The sequence below is a fragment of the Paenibacillus sp. S-38 genome (assembly GCF_049942825.1).
Lineage (GTDB): Bacteria > Bacillota > Bacilli > Paenibacillales > NBRC-103111 > Paenibacillus_G.
Window position 1 is genome coordinate 1,557,094 of sequence record NZ_CP187970.1, and the last position, 17,827, is coordinate 1,574,920.

A 17,827-nucleotide genomic window follows, 5' to 3' on the forward strand; every position below is an offset into this window, starting at 1 on the left:
CATTGATGGGGAGCGGCTGAGGCCGCTCTTTTGTATTTCTTGACTCATTTGTCTGCCTTCGGGGTTTGGGAAGTCGAGCCGTTTTTGGTAACGGGCTGAGCAGGCTTGCTTTTTGCATTTTTCTTTTCTTGTTCTTTCTTCTCCTTTTCCCTGCTAAGATCTCTTGGATGATTGAGGTACAAGATATTGCGGTAATCCTGTGTGATCTCAAGAGTAGTAGCAGTTTTGGTAGGGTCCATTACGAGATAAAGGTCAGCAAAAGCGATATCGTATTCGCCGTGGTCTTTCAATGTCAGTTCGTAATCATCATCGGGGATTTCATATTCGGCCGAAGTGACGGCATAGGTGCCTGGCTTCAGGTCAAGTGACCCGGGATTCGTTTTGGACCCGCAAGCTGTCAGGGATACGGAAGTAATCAGCAGGATAAGCAGGGTTGAAGAAGGTTTCATTTTCATTTTCTCCTTATGAGTGGAAGGGCACGGGAAATGCAAAAAAAGCACACTGGTCACCAAAAGAGTGACAGCGTGCTTCGCTAAAAAAGGCCGTTCCATATTGAATTTTGTAGTATAACTATAGCAGGTCAAAGAAATACTGTCTACAAAAATATGGAAATACACTGCGCTATTCTGCCATTTCCGTATTCCCCCGACAGGTGTGCTATAATGCGCAGTATACAGACATTGAACCAGAGAGGTGCAGATCAATGCCAATCCGTATAATAGAAGCAGCGATGACACACAGTAAGGACGATGGATACAGAGGGTATGTGCAGTTCCATTACGGGGAACACAAGCAGCCGTACGAGCTTGCCCTGTTCAGTAAGCGGGGGATTGATTGGGATTACAGTCTTATTTTCGCTAAGGAGTCTGGTCCGGAAGAAGAAATCCTGATCATTGAAGACAAGCTGGAGAAAGACGATGATTTTTTCGACGAATTGGTTGATGCAGCTTATGAACAACTCGAAGAAGAGCCGGCTGAGTGATAGCTTATAGGGGGATGAAGCTGGTCAGCTGCATCTCCTTTTTACTTGTACGCCCAGCATGGGCGCCATCTCTAGGGTGAGAGTCCCGAACGGGGGCTGGCGAGCGCCTACCGTTAGCCAAGGGCAAGGGTGTCGGCCGTGAGGCGGAATCTGAAGGAAGCCGGAGGCAAATGCACGGGCCAAGGTACACGAACCTAATTTGAGGCAGTGTCAGTCGGATGAGTCTCCAAGACAAGACGAAATCCAAAGCCGCCAAGGGCTGATGCTGTAAACTTAGGTGGTCGCGGGCAGACAGATGGCGTTCTTATCTGGGGAGGCCTGCGGATACGCGAAGTGACTTCGTAACCGCGGCTGAGAAGCCGCGCTGAATCCGCAGGAGTCAGCAGAGGCCATAGTACGCGAGTACGGGACGCCGGAAAGCGGAAGGGCTGAACCGAAAGGAGAGAGGAAACCGGTGCGTTCGCGTGAAGAGCAGAGACAGCAGAATATTCCGCAAGGGAGCTCGCGGCAGAGAGAAGCGGTGAAGCCGCCAGGGTATGCCGGAGCGCCGAGTTCTTCGCCGGCACAAGCCGACCTTTTCTCTCGCAAAGGCCAGAGCAGGCTGCTGGAGAAGATGCTCGAAGGGCACAACCTTCGGCTCGCCTACAAGCGAGTGGTACAGAACGGAGGAGCGCCCGGAGTGGATGGTGTAACGGTAGCCGAGCTACAAGCTTACCTGAAAACCCACTGGGAACAGGTGAAAGCCAACCTCCTGACGGGAAGCTACAGACCCGCGCCAGTCAAACGGGTGGAAATCCCCAAACCCGGAGGCGGTGTACGGCTGCTTGGCATCCCGACCGTAATGGACCGTTTTCTCCAGCAGGCGCTTCTGCAAGTGATGAATCCGATTTTTGATGCACATTTCTCGGGGTACAGCTACGGTTTCCGCCCGGGAAGACGGGCGCATGACGCCGTAAAGCAGGCACAAAGCTATATCCAAAGCGGCCTCAGATGGGTCGTGGATATGGATCTGGAGAAATTCTTTGACCGGGTGAACCATGACATGCTCATGGCTAGAGTAGCACGGAAGGTGGAGGACAAGCGTGTCCTGAAGCTCATCCGCTCCTATTTGAACGCCGGAGTCATGTCGCATGGAGCGTTGGAGCGCACACCGGAAGGCACGCCGCAGGGCGGTCCGCTCAGTCCGCTTCTGGCGAACATCCTGCTGGACGATCTGGACAAGGAACTGACAAGACGGGGACTGCGGTTTGTCCGCTATGCGGACGACTGCAACATCTTTGTCTCCAGCAAGCGAGCCGGGGAGCGCGTGATGGAATCGGTGATTCGCTTTGTGGAAGGAAAGCTGAAACTGAAAGTGAACCGGGATAAAAGTGCAGTGGACCGGCCATGGAACCGCAAATTCCTAGGCTTTAGTTTCCTGTCGAACAAACAGGCGACGATTCGGCTGGCTCCTAAGACAATTTCGCGATTCAAAGAGAAAGTCCGGGAACTGACGAACCGAACCAAGCCTGTACCGATGGAGGAACGCATCCGGCGCCTGAACCAGTACATGCTGGGCTGGCTAGGTTATTTTCGCCTAGCCTCGGCGAAGACGCACTGCCAAGCCTTTGACAAGTGGATTCGGAGAAGACTCCGCATGTGTCTATGGAAACAGTGGAAACGGGTGAAGACACGCATTCGCGAACTACGTGCGCTCGGCGTTCCGAACTGGGCTGCCTATATGTTGGCAAACTCCCGTCGAGGTCCGTGGGAAATGTCCCGTAGCACAAACAATGCCCTCCCGACTTCCTACTGGGAAGCGAAAGGGCTTAAAAGTTTGCTTTCTCGTTACTCGGAACTTTGTTAACCTTTTGGAACCGCCGTATGCGGACCCGCATGTACGGTGGTGTGAGAGGACGGAGGCTAGCCGCCTCCTCCTACTCGATTAATTCATATAGTCAATATTAATTAAGGCTTCAATTTCATTTGATGTGTATTCTCAAGGTGGCGATTTTAACTAGAAAATGGAAGGGGGCTAATGACTTGCAATCGAAAGGGCAGCCGTGATATATTACTTTCCCGGGACGCTTAAGTGCTCCGGTTACAAATTATCAGGATTTAAGTCGTTGAAAATTAAATCTTGATTTATTGTAAACAATATGGTAGATTACATCTCGCGGAAAAATTTCGCGATTGAAATCTTCTAGTGCTGGTCTTACGGGTCATCCTTAGATTGGATAACATTAGTAGGTTGCATAATGAGATGAAATATGCTACATTGATTCTCGCCGCTGAAAAGGCGGACGAAATCGAAACGAATTGCCCTTTGAAAACTGAACAACGAGTGAGTGTTAAATATAGAGACTCAGCGATGAGTTTCTGCCAAGCTTCAAAATGAGTCATCAGCTTTTCTTTAATGGAGAGTTTGATCCTGGCTCAGGACGAACGCTGGCGGCGTGCCTAATACATGCAAGTCGAGCGGAGCACTTCGGTGCTTAGCGGCGGACGGGTGAGTAACACGTAGGCAACCTGCCTGTAAGATCGGGATAACTACCGGAAACGGTAGCTAAGACCGGATAGCTGGTTTCGGTGCATGCCGGAATCATGAAACACGGGGCAACCTGTGGCTTACGGATGGGCCTGCGGCGCATTAGCTAGTTGGGGGGGTAATGGCCCACCAAGGCGACGATGCGTAGCCGACCTGAGAGGGTGATCGGCCACACTGGGACTGAGACACGGCCCAGACTCCTACGGGAGGCAGCAGTAGGGAATCTTCCGCAATGGGCGCAAGCCTGACGGAGCAACGCCGCGTGAGTGATGAAGGTTTTCGGATCGTAAAGCTCTGTTGCCAGGGAAGAATGTCGTGGAGAGTAACTGCTCTGCGAATGACGGTACCTGAGAAGAAAGCCCCGGCTAACTACGTGCCAGCAGCCGCGGTAATACGTAGGGGGCAAGCGTTGTCCGGAATTATTGGGCGTAAAGCGCGCGCAGGCGGTTTTTTAAGTCTGGTGTTTAAGCCCGGGGCTCAACCCCGGTTCGCACCGGAAACTGGAAGACTTGAGTGCAGGAGAGGAAAGCGGAATTCCACGTGTAGCGGTGAAATGCGTAGAGATGTGGAGGAACACCAGTGGCGAAGGCGGCTTTCTGGACTGTAACTGACGCTGAGGCGCGAAAGCGTGGGGAGCAAACAGGATTAGATACCCTGGTAGTCCACGCCGTAAACGATGAGTGCTAGGTGTTAGGGGTTTCGATACCCTTGGTGCCGAAGTAAACACAATAAGCACTCCGCCTGGGGAGTACGCTCGCAAGAGTGAAACTCAAAGGAATTGACGGGGACCCGCACAAGCAGTGGAGTATGTGGTTTAATTCGAAGCAACGCGAAGAACCTTACCAGGTCTTGACATCCCTCTGAAAGCCCTAGAGATAGGGTCCTCCTTCGGGACAGAGGAGACAGGTGGTGCATGGTTGTCGTCAGCTCGTGTCGTGAGATGTTGGGTTAAGTCCCGCAACGAGCGCAACCCTTGACTTTAGTTGCCAGCATTAAGTTGGGCACTCTAGAGTGACTGCCGGTGACAAACCGGAGGAAGGTGGGGATGACGTCAAATCATCATGCCCCTTATGACCTGGGCTACACACGTACTACAATGGCCGGTACAACGGGAAGCGAAGTCGCGAGATGGAGCGAATCCTTAGAAGCCGGTCTCAGTTCGGATTGCAGGCTGCAACTCGCCTGCATGAAGTCGGAATTGCTAGTAATCGCGGATCAGCATGCCGCGGTGAATACGTTCCCGGGTCTTGTACACACCGCCCGTCACACCACGAGAGTTTACAACACCCGAAGCCGGTGGGGTAACCCGCAAGGGGGCCAGCCGTCGAAGGTGGGGTAGATGATTGGGGTGAAGTCGTAACAAGGTAGCCGTATCGGAAGGTGCGGCTGGATCACCTCCTTTCTATGGAGATCATGGCCATGAAGATGGCCGGATCAAATCGGCAGCGCAAGCTGCATCAACCGCGTATGCGGGACACTCACTCGTGTTCAGTTTTGAAAGGTGCAATGCCTTTCAAACTCAATGTTTGTTCCTTGAAAACTGGATATACGAAACAAACTAGCTGAAGTATCTAATGTTTTTTATTAGCTGCCTAGCGAGATGTTTTATTTTGGTAGAGACCTTTGAGCGAAGCTCAACGGAACGCAAAATAAAATCATCGAGCGACTTGGTTAAGCTATTAAGAGCACACGGAGGATGCCTAGGCACCAGGAGCCGAAGAAGGACGTGGCGAACAACGATAATGCCTCGGGGAGCCGTAAGCAGGCTTTGATCCGGGGATGTCCGAATGGGGAAACCCACATGTGGTAATTCGCATGTACCATGCAGTGAATACATAGCTGCATCGGAGGCAGACGAGGGGAACTGAAACATCTAAGTACCCTCAGGAAAAGAAAACAATAGTGATTCCGTCAGTAGCGGCGAGCGAAAGCGGAGAAGCCCAAACCAAGGAGCTTGCTCCTTGGGGTTGTAGGACGTCAATGTGGGTTAAGCAGAGTAGGCGAACAGGTCTGGAAAGGCCGGCCAGAGTGGGTAAAAGCCCCGTAACCGAAATTCTGCGAACACCCTAGACGGATCCTGAGTACCGCGAGACACGTGAAACCTCGTGGGAAACCGGCAGGACCATCTGCCAAGGCTAAATACTCCCTGGTGACCGATAGTGAAGCAGTACCGTGAGGGAAAGGTGAAAAGAACCGCGGGAGCGGAGTGAAAAAGAACCTGAAACCGTGTGCTTACAAGAAGTCAGAGCCCGTTCATGGGTGATGGCGTGCCTTTTGTAGAATGAACCGGCGAGTTACGTTCCCGTGCGAGGTTAAGGTGAGAAGCCGCAGCCGCAGCGAAAGCGAGTCTGAATAGGGCGAATGAGTACGTGGACGTAGACCCGAAACCGTGTGATCTACCCCTGTCCAGGGTGAAGGTGCGGTAACACGCACTGGAGGCCCGAACCCACGAATGTTGAAAAATTCGGGGATGAGGTGGGGGTAGCGGAGAAATTCCAATCGAACTCGGAGATAGCTGGTTCTCCCCGAAATAGCTTTAGGGCTAGCCTCGGGTTAGCGTTGCGGAGGTAAAGCACTGATTGGGTGCGGGGCCCGCCAAGGGTTACCAAGTCCAGTCAAACTCTGAATGCCGCAAACGTGATGCCCGGGAGTCAGACAGTGAGTGCTAAGATCCATTGTCAAGAGGGAAACAGCCCAGATCATCAGCTAAGGTCCCCAAGTGTGTGTTAAGTGGGAAAGGATGTGGAGTTGCACAGACAACCAGGATGTTGGCTTAGAAGCAGCCACCATTGAAAGAGTGCGTAATAGCTCACTGGTCGAGTGACTCTGCGCCGAAAATGTAACGGGGCTAAACACACCACCGAAGCTATGACTAGATATCTATGATATCCTGGGGTAGGGGAGCGTTGTATGCGGGTCGAAGGTTGATCGTGAGGACAGCTGGACTGCATACAAGTGAGAATGCCGGTATGAGTAACGAAAAGATCAGTGAGAATCTGATCCGCCGAAAGCCTAAGGGTTCCTGAGGAAGGCTCGTCCGCTCAGGGTAAGTCGGGACCTAAGGCGAGGCCGAAAGGCGTAGTCGAAGGACAACAGGTTGAAATTCCTGTACCACCGTGAACCGTTATGAGCAATGGGGTGACGCAGAAGGATAGTGACGCGAGCTGATGGATGCTCGTCCAAGCAGTGAGGCTGATGTGTAGGCAAATCCGCACATCGTAAGGCTGAGCTGTGATGGGGAGGGAAACTTAAGTACCGAAGGTCATGAGTTCAGGCTGCCAAGAAAAGCCTCTAGCCAGGGAGAAGGTGCCCGTACCGCAAACCGACACAGGTAGGCGAGCAGAGCATGCTAAGGCGCGCGGAAGAACTCTCGTTAAGGAACTCGGCAAAATGACCCCGTAACTTCGGGAGAAGGGGTGCCTCGGTAGGGTGAATAGCCCGAGGGGGCCGCAGTGAAAAGGCCCAAGCGACTGTTTAGCAAAAACACAGGTCTGTGCGAAGCCGCAAGGCGAAGTATACGGGCTGACGCCTGCCCGGTGCTGGAAGGTTAAGGGGAGCGGTTAGGGGTAACCCGAAGCTGTGAACCGAAGCCCCAGTAAACGGCGGCCGTAACTATAACGGTCCTAAGGTAGCGAAATTCCTTGTCAGGTAAATTCTGACCCGCACGAATGGCGTAACGACTTGGGCGCTGTCTCGACGAGAGATCCGGTGAAATTTTAATACCTGTGAAGATGCAGGTTACCCGCGACAAGACGGAAAGACCCCATGGAGCTTTACTGCAGCTTGATATTGGACTTTGGTACGATCTGTACAGGATAGGTGGGAGCCTGAGAAGCCTGAGCGCCAGCTTGGGTGGAGGCGCCGTTGGGATACCACCCTGATCGTATCGGAGTTCTAACCTGGTACCGTGATCCGGTACGGGGACAGTGTCAGGTGGGCAGTTTGACTGGGGCGGTCGCCTCCTAAAGCGTAACGGAGGCGCCCCAAGGTTCCCTCAGAATGGTTGGAAATCATTCGAAGAGTGCAAAGGCATAAGGGAGCTTGACTGCGAGACAAACAGGTCGAGCAGGGACGAAAGTCGGGCTTAGTGATCCGGTGGTACCGAATGGAAGGGCCATCGCTCAACGGATAAAAGCTACCCTGGGGATAACAGGCTTATCTCCCCCAAGAGTCCACATCGACGGGGAGGTTTGGCACCTCGATGTCGGCTCATCGCATCCTGGGGCTGAAGTAGGTCCCAAGGGTTGGGCTGTTCGCCCATTAAAGCGGTACGCGAGCTGGGTTCAGAACGTCGTGAGACAGTTCGGTCCCTATCTGTCGCGGGCGCAGGAAATTTGAGAGGAGCTGTCCTTAGTACGAGAGGACCGGGATGGACGTACCGCTGGTGTACCAGTTGTTCCGCCAGGAGCACGGCTGGATAGCCAAGTACGGAAGGGATAAGCGCTGAAAGCATCTAAGCGTGAAGCCCCCCTCAAGATGAGATTTCCCAATTAGTAAGACCCCTTGTAGACGACGAGGTTGATAGGTTCGGGGTGGAAGCGCGGCAACGTGTGGAGCTGACGAATACTAATCGGTCGAGGGCTTATCCACTAGCTTCCGCAAGGAAGCGGCAGCGGAACTTTAGGTCTTTAGCTAGCAAGCGAGGAGATATCTTTTTGAAAGCGATCTTTATGCGAAGCATAACGGAGCGCAAAAAGATGTACCCGAACGTATATCCAGTTTTCAAGGTACAAGCTGCCTTGAATATGTATTACCGTGTATCCTGGCCGATACACAAACCGTTTGGTGATGATGGCGGAAGGGAACCACGCGTACCCATCCCGAACACGAACGTTAAGCCTTCCAGCGTCGATGGTACTTGGACCGCAGGGTCCTGGGAGAGTAGAACGTCGCCAAGCGGTACCACCTTCGTGGGACAAGCCGTATGAATTAAACATCATGAGGGCCCTTAGCTCAGCTGGTTAGAGCGCACCCCTGATAAGGGTGAGGTCGGTGGTTCGAGTCCACTAGGGCCCACCATATAACTTTATAAACGCATGGGGCCATAGCTCAGCTGGGAGAGCGCCTGCCTTGCAAGCAGGAGGTCAGCGGTTCGATCCCGCTTGGCTCCACCATGATTTACTTTAGTATGGCCCGTTGGTCAAGGGGTTAAGACACCTCCCTTTCACGGAGGTAACAGGGGTTCGAATCCCCTACGGGTCAGTTCCCATGGAGGCTTAGCTCAGCTGGGAGAGCATCTGCCTTACAAGCAGAGGGTCGGCGGTTCGATCCCGTCAGCCTCCACCATTATGCCGCTGTAGCTCAATTGGTAGAGCAACTGACTTGTAATCAGTAGGTTGGGGGTTCAAGTCCTCTCGGCGGCACCATTGTTTTGTGGAGGCTTAGTGAAGTGGCTAAACACGGCAGACTGTAAATCTGCTCTCATCGAGTTCGGTGGTTCGAATCCATCAGCCTCCACCACTTCTTTTCAGTAATTTTATTCCCTGATAGCTCAGTTGGTAGAGCACTCGACTGTTAATCGAGTTGTCACAGGTTCGAGTCCTGTTCGGGGAGCCATATGGAGGCTTAGCTCAGCTGGGAGAGCATCTGCCTTACAAGCAGAGGGTCGGCGGTTCGATCCCGTCAGCCTCCACCATATTTCTTTAAACTGACGCGGGGTGGAGCAGCCCGGTAGCTCGTCGGGCTCATAACCCGAAGGCCGCAGGTTCAAATCCTGCCCCCGCAACCAAATATTTTGTGTGGAGCCGTGGTGTAGAGGCCTAACATGCCTGCCTGTCACGCAGGAGACCGCGGGTTCGAATCCCGTCGGCTCCGCCATTCTTCTTTTACTTGTTTTTTTGCTTTGGCGGTCGTGGCGAAGTGGTTAACGCACCGGTTTGTGGATCCGGCATTCGAGGGTTCAATTCCCTTCGACCGCCCCATTTTTAACCCATTGGGGATTAGCCAAGCGGTAAGGCAACGGACTTTGACTCCGTCATGCCTAGGTTCGAATCCTAGATCCCCAGCCATTCAGTTTGAGCCATTAGCTCAGTCGGTAGAGCACCTGACTTTTAATCAGGGTGTCGTAGGTTCGAGTCCTACATGGCTCACGTTTTTAATTTCATATGCGGTTGTGGTGGAATGGCAGACACGCTATCTTGAGGGGGTAGTGGGCGTAAGCTCGTGGAGGTTCGAGTCCTCTCAACCGCACCATCTAACTTTATATGCGGTCGTGGCGGAATTGGCAGACGCGCTAGATTCAGGTTCTAGTGGTGTAACAGCCGTGGAGGTTCGAGTCCTCTCGACCGCACCACCTGCGGAAGTGGCTCAGCGGTAGAGCATCGCCTTGCCAAGGCGAGGGTCGCGGGTTCGATTCCCGTCTTCCGCTCCATATTTTACTTGATAAGGCGCCATAGCCAAGTGGTAAGGCAGAGCTCTGCAAAAGCTTTATCCCCAGTTCGAATCTGGGTGGTGCCTTAGCCTTTATGTTCCCTTAGCTCAGCTGGATAGAGCGTTTGACTACGAATCAAAAGGTCGGGAGTTCGAATCTCTCAGGGAACGCTTGACGGGATGTAGCTCAGCTTGGTAGAGCACCTGGTTTGGGACCAGGGGGTCGCATGTTCAAATCGTGTCATCCCGATAAGTCATAACAAAAAGAGTCCATATCGATGGGCTCTTTTTGTTATGTCCGGACTATTTTGTGAAAACGGCGCGAGAAAGAAGAGTCGAGTAGTATTGATCTCCACTCTATCCTTACCGCTTGTGGCCATGGGTAACGGAATTGTGCTCTGTAAGGGCAGAAGTACGGAAAAACGCTTGAGTAAATTCTAGGGCCTGTATGCAAACCTATGCGAGCCACACCATAATCGAAGCTAAGGTCAAAAATGCCCTAAACTTACAGGCCAATTTATCATAGCGTGTGGCTAATCGGCGATAATTCTTCACTTTATTGAAAAAGCATTCGATCAGATGCCTCTCCTTGTAGATTTCCTTATCCCATTCCCGCGGTTTCCGGCGGTTTTTCTTACTTGGTATCACCGAAGTGGCGGATTGTTCCTTTAAAAGGTGGAGAATCCGGTTGTTGTCATAAGCACGGTCGGCCAGGACCTGCTTTTTCGTTAAGTCCATCTGCTTTAGCATCTCGTAGCCGGTTACCGAGTCATGACATTGGCCTCCGGTCAGCACAAACCGCAGCGGGTTCCCCAGGGCGTCGACGACCGCGTGGATTTTGGTGGTCAATCCGCCTCGGGACCGCCCAATAGCTTGCTTGAGGGTCCCCCTTTTGCACCGACCCCATGCTGATGGACCTGTACAATTGTCGCGTCAATCATGACACTTTCAAAATCAGGTTCAATCGTAACGTGCTCTAAGATCCGATCCCAAATGCAGGCGATTTTCCAGCGGCAGAACCGGCTATAGACGGTAGACCAGGAGCCGTAGTATTCAGGCAAATCCCGCCAGGGCGCACCTGTCCGCGCCACCCACAGCATAGCGTTCAGCATCTGGCGATGGTTGTTCGCGGGTCTCCCTCCTTGTGGTTTTCTTTCGGCTGGCAGCAGGTCCTTGATTTTATCCCATTGGTCGTCACGGATTTCGTATCGTCTCATCATATCTATATTTACCCATTTTATTGGGTCATGGTTTGCATACACGCCCTAGTTATGCTCCCCTCTCAAGATGCTTCATTTTCCAGTATCCGACGAATCTGGAGTATTTTCGATTGCAGGCTATATTCCAGAAATAGAATATGATATTTTAATAGATAATAAGAGAAGACGATTAGACAGCAGTGTCTGTTCACATAATAGACGCAGGGTGGAGGCAGTATGGCGGAATTTGAAAAGGAACTGCAAGCGCTCCAAAACAGCAGGGAAGAGATCATTACACGCTGGTATGTACTGTTGACTGAAGCCTTTCCGGAGTTCTATGGTTCAGAAGAGCTGCGGAGGCAGGCAGAGATTTACTTTGATTATACGATCGATCTCCAAATCCCACCCGAAACGCACGAGCTGAACGAGAGGGTGCCGATTTGGTCCCGAAATTTGGTGGATCGTGGGCTGCCGCTGCAGCACATTTTCCACAGCACCTCTTTTTGGCGAACTGCCGTATTTGGTGTTTTAGAGAAGGCAATGAGAGCGGAAGGAGCGGACCTCTTAAATGCGATTTCATTTCTGGCTGTGATTACAAGGAGACTTGAGTATATTCAAGAGCTGGTATGCTCCCAGTATATTGAGCGGACAAGTATGCGACTGAAGGATAAGGAGCGAGCCCTCACCCAGCTGCATGATGACAGGCTCAACCTCATTGGGAAGATGGCTGCGAGTATGGCCCATGAGATCCGCAATCCCCTGACCTCGATCAAGGGCTTTTTAAAGCTGATCCGGGAAAGTTTGTCTGTCGAGGAAAGCTCCGATAAAACGCTGCGTTATTTAAGTGTAGTGGATAACGAATTTGAGAACATTAATATGCAGATCACCGGATTCCTCAGCTTTTCGAAGAAGCGAGTCATTGAGGAGCCGGTTATCCGGCTTACGGCCAGGCAGCTGCTGGATTCGGTCATTTCTCTGCTGAATCCCCGATTCCTCAGCGAAAACGTGAACCTTACCGTAGATCTAGAAGACGATGCCGTGCTGTACATACAAAAGGTGGCCGTTCAGCAGGTACTCTCCAATGTCATAAACAATGGTCTGGACGCCATGGAGGAAGTCAAGCATGAGAAGGAGATGCATATTTGCGGATACGACAGGCCCGGATGCTATATTCTTGAAATCGCAAATAACGGCCCGGAAGTGAATCCCCGCATTCTCGATGAGCTCTTCGAGCCGTTCGTGACGGATAAGGAGGAAGGCACGGGGCTAGGTCTTGCCGTCTGCAAGACCATCATGCAGAAGAACGGCGGAGAGATCGGCTGCGTAACGGGACCGAAGCGGACGACTTTCCTGCTTACCTTCCGTACGCACAGTGGGGAGCCTGAGTCTTAGGGCTGGATAAGGGGCCGGTCCGGAGTGTTTTGGGAGGGGTGTCGAAGCAGCTAGGGATATAAACTCCGGCCGGTCCGGGGAGAAAATAGGTGTTTCACATGGCGGCAGATCGCGGCTGGGCAGCTTTAGGCTCTGCCTTTGGTCAGGATACAGGGCACACCTTTACCGACCACTCCGGGCTGGGACATCTTCTCAAGATAGCGTAAACCGCGTTCGCATTTGCGGCAGCGCGCACACACATCGGAGGTGACCACCTTCATCATAAACTGCGTTTTGTCGATGGAGGAGGCAGGAGTATTCTTCTTGGCTTTACTGTTCTTAGCCTTGCTCACGTCATTCATCTCCCACGCCTTGGATGATGCATCATATGACGAAGCCTGGGGGTTGGCGACAGCCCGGCAGGGAGCCGGCATAATTTTATATGAGGATCATGTGAGGGCTGCAGCCAAGGGGGAAATATCAGATTCCGTTAGCCGGCGGCAGGAGATTCAAGAGGAATGTTGAATAAAAACAGAGTACCCGGGGTAACAAAAGATAGATAACCAACACACGCATCCCGGACAGAGGAGGAGCATGATGAAATACATCATCTGCCAAGAGGTCAAGATTGTGGATATGAATGAAGAAATTCTGACGCAAACGCTGTTCAACCGTGGGGAATACGAAGCCCCTGCGATCTCGGTAGGTTCTTCCGTACTTGCGTACCAGCTGGGTTTGAGAGAATTTGACGTTGTCTTGGATAAGCGTGAAGGCAAGCATCAGCGCTACAGCGTCGTTGATGTCGAAATCGATCTGATGACCAGCCCGACAAGCACCCGCGTCTTCCTTGAGCCGGTGACTCTCATCGTGGGACAGCACGATATCGGGCAGGCTTAACTTTTTGCTCCGTAAGCTTCCAGAATTGCTGTGTATAGATGCCAAGGACAGTCCGGTTCTGCAGCCCCAACAGGGTGCCGCGTCCGGGCTGTTTGGTGTGGGAGCCCCTTCAGATAATGAAATTTCAGTGAAGTCGGGTGGGAAATGCACCGGTGCAAGGAAAGTTCATTTGACGCAGGGTGGGCCGGATACGGTAGACTTAAGAGCGGGGGTGATCTTATGAAATGGACGTTTATTCGTATTGGGGCCATCTGCGGATTCCTGGCCGTGGCCATCGGCGCTTTCGGTGCCCATATCGTGAAAGACAATATCAGTGCGGCTATGTTCGCTAACTATCAGACGGGTGTTCAGTATCACATGTTCCATGCATTAGCTTTGACGGTCATCGGCCTCGCTTCGTCCGTGCTGCCAAGCCAAGGGCATCTGCGCCGCGCGGGTTGGGCTATGCTGATCGGCATTGTGATCTTTTCAGGCAGTCTTTATGTTATGGCTCTGACGGATCTCCGTTTCCTTGGGGCAATCACGCCGATCGGCGGGGTGGCATTTTTATTCGGATGGATCTCGCTGTTCCTGGCATGCCGCGGCAGTATGACGGTTACGAAGTAATGAATAGCATTAAGATTCGCTATGGTAAGATGGGGGAGTCCACTCAGAGGGCTCTCTTTTTTTATAGCCTATGGTCAGCAGGCAGAACAGATCAAGCCATTCCTACATCTAGGCGTAGACTAGGAGGAGCAGCAAAAGAAATTGCTGCAGAAAGCAAGCTTTCATAAAAGAGATTGGCCCGGGTCACCGGGGTGGCACTTTCATCCATAGAAAGAGGGCTAGAGCCGAGATTAGGAATGATGTAAGTAAGGGACGGTTTAGCGTACGAGCATGTTGGAGTGCAGGACCGCCTCCTAAGAGGCGGGTCGGGGTAAGAGCAGAACCATGGATGGACCTGGGATGAAGGGCGTAGAAAAATACTTATGGATTGATGGGCTGACCATCCAGTTGATGGATGTAGACAGGAACAGCATAAGTGTGTCTAAAGCGACCAGTGGAGAAGATTGGAGAGAAAAGGGCGATAGGGGATGTTTTTCAGCTCAGCCGGAATGAGCCCAGCATCCGTAACGCACAGATAGACTTCTATCACACAGGCCATTAGGACGGCACCACACTCTCTCCCCTGACATATATTGATAGCATACGGGCGTGAAGGGGGAGACAAGGTCATGATGCGTATGGAACCGGTCGAATTGGGGGGACGCACCGCACTGGCCATCGAAGTCAAGCTGCCGAAGACGACGCTGCTCGTGGTCACGACGGACAAAGGATATATCATGTGCGGGGCACTGGATGTCGGCCTGCTGAATGAAAAGCTGAAGGAGCGCGGCATCATTGCGGCAAGAGCAACAGGTGTTCGGACGATTGAGGAGCTGCTTGAGGCTCCGCTGGAGTCAGTCACCTACGGCGCGGAAGCGCTCGGGATCGTTCCCGGTATGAAAGGGAGCGACGCGGTGTCGTTGATGTTCTGAAGGCAAGAAGCTGCGGGAGCGAACCTGCGGCTTTCTTTTTGGGGAAGGCAAGTCCTATAATGAAAAAAATGATGATATAGGACGGGGGCGGTTCAGCATGCGCAGTGAGGAGTTTACATACGAGGATGAAGGCGGGACGAACATTCATACTTACGTTTGGTTGCCGGAGGAGGATAAGCTCCTGCGAGGGGCGGTACAGATCGCCCACGGTATGGCCGAGACGGCGCTGCGCTACCGAAGGTTTGCTGAAGCGCTGACCGCCGCGGGCTACGTGGTCTATGCAAGCGACCACCGGGGGCACGGCCGGACGGCGGGGGAACGATCACGGCTTGGGAGCATCGGCCGGGATGGGTTTCGCCTCATGTGCGCGGGGATGGCACAGCTGACGGACCTGATCCGGGAGCGGCATAAGGAGCTTCCCGTGTTCTTGTTCGGGCATAGCATGGGTTCATTCCTGACCCAGCGCTATATGTATACGTATCCGATTAAGGCGGATGGCGTCATCCTGTCCGGCTCGAACGGCCCCCAGGGAAGAAAGATTCACCTGGGAATCTGGCTGGCACAGAGGATCGCCGTCCGTAAAGGCGAGGAGCACCGGGGCAGCCTGCTCACACAGCTTACCTTTGGAGGCTATAACCGCGCCTTCCGGCCGGTCCGGACGCCATTCGACTGGCTCAGCCGGGACGAGGAGGAGGTCGACCGGTATGCGGCCGATCCGGACTGCGGGGCGGTGTTTCCGGCTCATTTTTGGGTCGAGTTCTTCAAGGGATTGGCAGAGCTTCACAGGAGAGAGTACCTGGAGAGGATTCCTAAGGGGCTTCCCCTGCTGTTGATCTCGGGAGATCGCGACCCTGTAGGAATGATGGGCAAGGGGGTTCGCCGGTTAGAGGCGCTCTACAAAGCCATCGGCATAAAAGATGTCACAGTGAAGCTCTACCCCGGCGGGCGGCACGAAATGATCAATGAGATCAATCGGGATGAGGTCACACGAGATGTGCTGGACTGGCTGGAGGCGCATCTCGATAAGGAAAAGCGCAGCGGGAGCATAGATGAGGATGGAAAAAATAGTGGCATAAGGTAGTAAGGGAGAGGGCAGGGGAGAGAACAGTGAGGAAACGGGAAGAAGCAGACACAGGGGAGAGAAGCGTAAGGCTGTAGCGGAAGGCGTGAAGCGTAAGGCGTGGAGCGTAAGGCGGGAGCGTGAGGCGGGGGCGGAAAGGAGGGAGCGTAAGGCGTGAAGCATAAGGCGCGAGTGTAAGGCGTAGCGGCCGATTAAAGTCTCGGCCACTCTGCTTATCAATAAAAATGAACCGTTCCTCAATTCCGAGCTCGCGCATCTTAATCAGCTGCCGCTCGGTCTTTTGGTCTTTATCGGACACGCGTACATATCCAATTTTCACAGCAAGCTATTTTTTATGTGAAATATACCCATTTTTTTGTGAAACGTGTCAAAAGTAATATATATAACTTTGTGACACACTAAATTATCTCTGTTTCATGTTGTGTCAAAAAGTATGTGCCTTTTGACACGGCTACAACATTACTTTCTCTGAGAAGTTATGAAAAAAAAGACCGATTTCCGGTCCTCAGTTAATTTCTACGATATGGCGGAGTGCCTGCTGGTGGATTGATCTTCCCAAAGTGTTTCAATGTCTCCGCTTGCTTCAAGGTCTCTTCCCTCTGTCTCTCGATCTGGACCCGAATAATAATCACAGGAATGCTGCTACCGCTCCGACCACGCCCATATCTTCCGATCCGCTGCGCAGTCGACCTTTCTCGTACATGGGTAGATGGATTGATCGGGTGTACCACCCCTTCTGCATAGACGCTACGTTCCCCGTACTTGATGGTTAACAGACCGATTGTGGAACGATACACAGGTGAACTGATGTACCGGGAATATTGCGAATTATGCATACCAGTACAATCGATATAGCTGGAGCTCAAAAAAATCGTCATCTAAGTGCTCCTCTAATGGGTCGTCTCCCTCAGGAAACGGCCTACTTAAAATTTCAACAAAAAAGCCTGTAGATCCTTCCTATTAGGGAAGGGTTGTCTACAGGCTGGAGCCTTTTTACATGCGGATCAGCTAGTAATATTCTTATCGTCCGCCTGTATTCGAGGCCCAGACGGGATATGTGCCTCTAGATGTCTTTGTGCTATACAGGACTACATTCCCATCGTCTTGAACCCACAAGCTATCGGCGCCGACAAGCGGAGGCATATTATTTGAGGGATAGTAACTACGCATCCAGCTCGGAATGTCAGAATGCCAGAATGGGGGAGTACCGTAACCTTTTCCGACTGAACTTTCTAAAGTCAAAGTAGAAGTCATTACCAATGTATCAGCTTTAACATTTCTCCAAGTCCTATAATACGGATCATAATATTTGTGGATTACATCATCCGTATTTGTATCCCAGATCGGATGGCCGCCATCTTGATAAAGTACGAGGTTGCCGTCAGTTTGCATGACCAAGGCGAACCTTCCATTATTGGATACCAACATCTGTCCCTTTTCGAGCTTTTCGCCAGGAAGAAGGCTGTTTTTTGCAGAAGCGGCGGTAACAATAGAGAACTGAAGCATGAACACTGCCAATAACAATAATGAAAGCTTTTTCATAAATATCCTCTTTTCTATTTTAATTTTCCAAACAAGAGCAGTATAGGGCTGCTGGGGAACTCCTTTTACCCATCCTGGGACCAACATTAGAAATCTTCTTTTTTATACTTGGCTCATTGGGTTCCCCCTTTTTACAGTACTATCTTCACTTGAATGCCTCTTACAAGTAATGATAATAATTGATTACTTCCCCCAAGTCTTGCCAATTTGTGCGCAGTGTTTAACACTTTGTGCTATATATTGGCGGGAAATCCGGTATCGCACTGCTGCTCTGTATCCAAACAGGTTGCTGCCGCTCTATCAGCTTATAATTATCGTTCCCTGATCGCTTAATGAAAATAG

At 52.0% G+C, this 17,827-nt stretch carries 12 protein-coding genes, 19 tRNA genes, 3 rRNA genes and 1 pseudogene; 30 read left to right on the forward strand and 5 right to left on the reverse strand.

What is annotated here, in order from left to right; all coding sequences use genetic code 11:
* Nucleotides 1-44: 44 nt before the first annotated feature.
* Nucleotides 45-449 carry a lipoprotein gene (locus ACP26L_RS07295; protein ID WP_426451898.1) on the reverse strand — a complete coding sequence of 135 codons (405 nt, stop codon included), beginning with the start codon at nt 447-449 and terminating at the stop codon, nt 45-47.
* Between the two features lie 281 nt (nt 450-730).
* Here ACP26L_RS07295 and ACP26L_RS07300 point away from each other — a divergent pair, with 281 nt between their 5' ends.
* From ACP26L_RS07300 to ACP26L_RS07415, 24 genes are all read left to right on the forward strand, one after another.
* Nucleotides 731-982: a hypothetical protein gene (locus ACP26L_RS07300; RefSeq protein WP_426451899.1), complete on the forward strand. Its 252-nt coding sequence runs from the start codon at nt 731-733 to the stop codon at nt 980-982.
* Nucleotides 983-1,436: 454 nt separating this feature from the next.
* A complete protein-coding gene (ltrA, locus tag ACP26L_RS07305; RefSeq protein WP_426445489.1) occupies nt 1,437-2,828 on the forward strand; it encodes a group II intron reverse transcriptase/maturase in 1,392 nt (463 codons plus the stop codon).
* Nucleotides 2,829-3,374: 546 nt separating this feature from the next.
* Nucleotides 3,375-4,911 (forward strand): 16S ribosomal RNA (locus ACP26L_RS07310).
* A gap of 267 nt (nt 4,912-5,178) precedes the next feature.
* Nucleotides 5,179-8,099: ribosomal RNA gene (locus ACP26L_RS07315) — 23S ribosomal RNA — on the forward strand.
* A gap of 191 nt (nt 8,100-8,290) precedes the next feature.
* Nucleotides 8,291-8,407: ribosomal RNA gene (gene rrf / locus ACP26L_RS07320) — 5S ribosomal RNA — on the forward strand.
* The 16S, 23S and 5S rRNA genes sit together here with 19 tRNA genes alongside, the layout of an rRNA operon.
* 44 nt (nt 8,408-8,451) lie before the next feature.
* Nucleotides 8,452-8,528: transfer RNA gene (locus tag ACP26L_RS07325), tRNA-Ile, on the forward strand.
* A gap of 19 nt (nt 8,529-8,547) precedes the next feature.
* Nucleotides 8,548-8,623: transfer RNA gene (locus ACP26L_RS07330), tRNA-Ala, on the forward strand.
* A 16-nt stretch (nt 8,624-8,639) separates the two neighbouring features.
* Nucleotides 8,640-8,711, forward strand: a tRNA-Glu gene (locus ACP26L_RS07335).
* An 8-nt stretch (nt 8,712-8,719) separates the two neighbouring features.
* A tRNA-Val gene (locus ACP26L_RS07340) sits at nt 8,720-8,795 on the forward strand.
* A gap of 4 nt (nt 8,796-8,799) precedes the next feature.
* Nucleotides 8,800-8,875: transfer RNA gene (locus tag ACP26L_RS07345), tRNA-Thr, on the forward strand.
* Nucleotides 8,876-8,884: 9 nt separating this feature from the next.
* Nucleotides 8,885-8,969, forward strand: a tRNA-Tyr gene (locus ACP26L_RS07350).
* Between the two features lie 20 nt (nt 8,970-8,989).
* A tRNA-Asn gene (locus ACP26L_RS07355) sits at nt 8,990-9,065 on the forward strand.
* A 3-nt stretch (nt 9,066-9,068) separates the two neighbouring features.
* A tRNA-Val gene (locus tag ACP26L_RS07360) sits at nt 9,069-9,144 on the forward strand.
* A 16-nt stretch (nt 9,145-9,160) separates the two neighbouring features.
* Nucleotides 9,161-9,237: transfer RNA gene (locus ACP26L_RS07365), tRNA-Met, on the forward strand.
* Between the two features lie 12 nt (nt 9,238-9,249).
* Nucleotides 9,250-9,326 (forward strand) — tRNA-Asp (locus ACP26L_RS07370).
* Nucleotides 9,327-9,354: 28 nt separating this feature from the next.
* Nucleotides 9,355-9,430, forward strand: a tRNA-His gene (locus tag ACP26L_RS07375).
* A 12-nt stretch (nt 9,431-9,442) separates the two neighbouring features.
* Nucleotides 9,443-9,517, forward strand: a tRNA-Gln gene (locus ACP26L_RS07380).
* Nucleotides 9,518-9,525: 8 nt separating this feature from the next.
* Nucleotides 9,526-9,598 (forward strand) — tRNA-Lys (locus ACP26L_RS07385).
* Nucleotides 9,599-9,615: 17 nt separating this feature from the next.
* Nucleotides 9,616-9,701: transfer RNA gene (locus ACP26L_RS07390), tRNA-Leu, on the forward strand.
* 13 nt (nt 9,702-9,714) lie between these two features.
* Nucleotides 9,715-9,801 (forward strand) — tRNA-Leu (locus tag ACP26L_RS07395).
* A gap of 3 nt (nt 9,802-9,804) precedes the next feature.
* Nucleotides 9,805-9,879 (forward strand) — tRNA-Gly (locus tag ACP26L_RS07400).
* Between the two features lie 15 nt (nt 9,880-9,894).
* Nucleotides 9,895-9,965, forward strand: a tRNA-Cys gene (locus tag ACP26L_RS07405).
* 10 nt (nt 9,966-9,975) lie between these two features.
* Nucleotides 9,976-10,049 (forward strand) — tRNA-Arg (locus ACP26L_RS07410).
* A gap of 5 nt (nt 10,050-10,054) precedes the next feature.
* Nucleotides 10,055-10,128: transfer RNA gene (locus ACP26L_RS07415), tRNA-Pro, on the forward strand.
* Nucleotides 10,129-10,334: 206 nt separating this feature from the next.
* Here ACP26L_RS07415 and ACP26L_RS07420 read toward each other — a convergent pair.
* Nucleotides 10,335-11,095, reverse strand: a protein-coding gene (locus ACP26L_RS07420) for an IS5 family transposase (RefSeq protein WP_426454850.1) whose coding sequence is annotated in 2 segments (ribosomal slippage) — nt 10,335-10,756 and nt 10,756-11,095 — 762 coding nt in all. Because the reading frame shifts where the segments join, the coding sequence is not laid out codon by codon here.
* Nucleotides 11,096-11,731: 636 nt separating this feature from the next.
* On the opposite strand from ACP26L_RS07420, the gene ACP26L_RS07425 reads away from it, so the two are divergent.
* A complete protein-coding gene (locus ACP26L_RS07425; RefSeq protein ID WP_426451900.1) occupies nt 11,732-12,469 on the forward strand; it encodes an ATP-binding protein in 738 nt (245 codons plus the stop codon).
* A gap of 125 nt (nt 12,470-12,594) precedes the next feature.
* Here ACP26L_RS07425 and ACP26L_RS07430 read toward each other — a convergent pair whose 3' ends face one another.
* Nucleotides 12,595-12,810, reverse strand: coding sequence for a hypothetical protein (locus ACP26L_RS07430; RefSeq protein WP_426451901.1), 216 nt, complete (start codon nt 12,808-12,810; stop codon nt 12,595-12,597).
* A gap of 235 nt (nt 12,811-13,045) precedes the next feature.
* Here ACP26L_RS07430 and ACP26L_RS07435 point away from each other — a divergent pair, with 235 nt between their 5' ends.
* From ACP26L_RS07435 to ACP26L_RS07455, 5 genes are all read left to right on the forward strand, one after another.
* A complete protein-coding gene (locus tag ACP26L_RS07435; RefSeq protein WP_426451902.1) occupies nt 13,046-13,345 on the forward strand; it encodes a hypothetical protein in 300 nt (99 codons plus the stop codon).
* 219 nt (nt 13,346-13,564) lie between these two features.
* Complete coding sequence (locus ACP26L_RS07440; protein ID WP_426451903.1) at nt 13,565-13,951, forward strand: DUF423 domain-containing protein; 387 nt, start codon at nt 13,565-13,567, stop codon at nt 13,949-13,951.
* A 339-nt stretch (nt 13,952-14,290) separates the two neighbouring features.
* Complete coding sequence (locus tag ACP26L_RS07445; protein WP_426451904.1) at nt 14,291-14,443, forward strand: hypothetical protein; 153 nt, start codon at nt 14,291-14,293, stop codon at nt 14,441-14,443.
* Between the two features lie 116 nt (nt 14,444-14,559).
* On the forward strand, nt 14,560-14,862 hold the full coding sequence (locus ACP26L_RS07450; protein WP_426451905.1) for a YunC family protein: 303 nt from the start codon (nt 14,560-14,562) through the stop codon (nt 14,860-14,862).
* 97 nt (nt 14,863-14,959) lie between these two features.
* On the forward strand, nt 14,960-15,943 hold the full coding sequence (locus ACP26L_RS07455; protein WP_426451906.1) for a lysophospholipase: 984 nt from the start codon (nt 14,960-14,962) through the stop codon (nt 15,941-15,943).
* A 184-nt stretch (nt 15,944-16,127) separates the two neighbouring features.
* Here ACP26L_RS07455 and ACP26L_RS07460 read toward each other — a convergent pair.
* Nucleotides 16,128-16,262, reverse strand: a pseudogene (locus tag ACP26L_RS07460) (recombinase family protein); the annotation flags it as partial.
* A gap of 701 nt (nt 16,263-16,963) precedes the next feature.
* Nucleotides 16,964-17,572, reverse strand: coding sequence for a hypothetical protein (locus ACP26L_RS07465; protein ID WP_426451907.1), 609 nt, complete (start codon nt 17,570-17,572; stop codon nt 16,964-16,966).
* Between the last annotated feature and the right edge of the window lie 255 nt (nt 17,573-17,827).

Bases quoted from the DNA above. Each gene is read 5' to 3' on its own strand.
- ACP26L_RS07295 (WP_426451898.1), bottom strand. From the start codon at position 449: ATGAAACCTTCTTCAACCCTGCTTATCCTGCTGATTACTTCCGTATCC.
- ACP26L_RS07300 (WP_426451899.1), top strand. From the start codon at position 731: ATGACACACAGTAAGGACGATGGATACAGAGGGTATGTGCAGTTCCAT.
- ACP26L_RS07425 (WP_426451900.1), top strand. From the start codon at position 11,732: ATGCGACTGAAGGATAAGGAGCGAGCCCTCACCCAGCTGCATGATGAC.
- ACP26L_RS07430 (WP_426451901.1), bottom strand. From the start codon at position 12,810: ATGAATGACGTGAGCAAGGCTAAGAACAGTAAAGCCAAGAAGAATACT.
- ACP26L_RS07435 (WP_426451902.1), top strand. From the start codon at position 13,046: ATGAAATACATCATCTGCCAAGAGGTCAAGATTGTGGATATGAATGAA.
- ACP26L_RS07440 (WP_426451903.1), top strand. From the start codon at position 13,565: ATGAAATGGACGTTTATTCGTATTGGGGCCATCTGCGGATTCCTGGCC.
- ACP26L_RS07445 (WP_426451904.1), top strand. From the start codon at position 14,291: ATGAAGGGCGTAGAAAAATACTTATGGATTGATGGGCTGACCATCCAG.
- ACP26L_RS07450 (WP_426451905.1), top strand. From the start codon at position 14,560: ATGATGCGTATGGAACCGGTCGAATTGGGGGGACGCACCGCACTGGCC.
- ACP26L_RS07455 (WP_426451906.1), top strand. From the start codon at position 14,960: ATGCGCAGTGAGGAGTTTACATACGAGGATGAAGGCGGGACGAACATT.
- ACP26L_RS07465 (WP_426451907.1), bottom strand. From the start codon at position 17,572: ATGTTGGTCCCAGGATGGGTAAAAGGAGTTCCCCAGCAGCCCTATACT.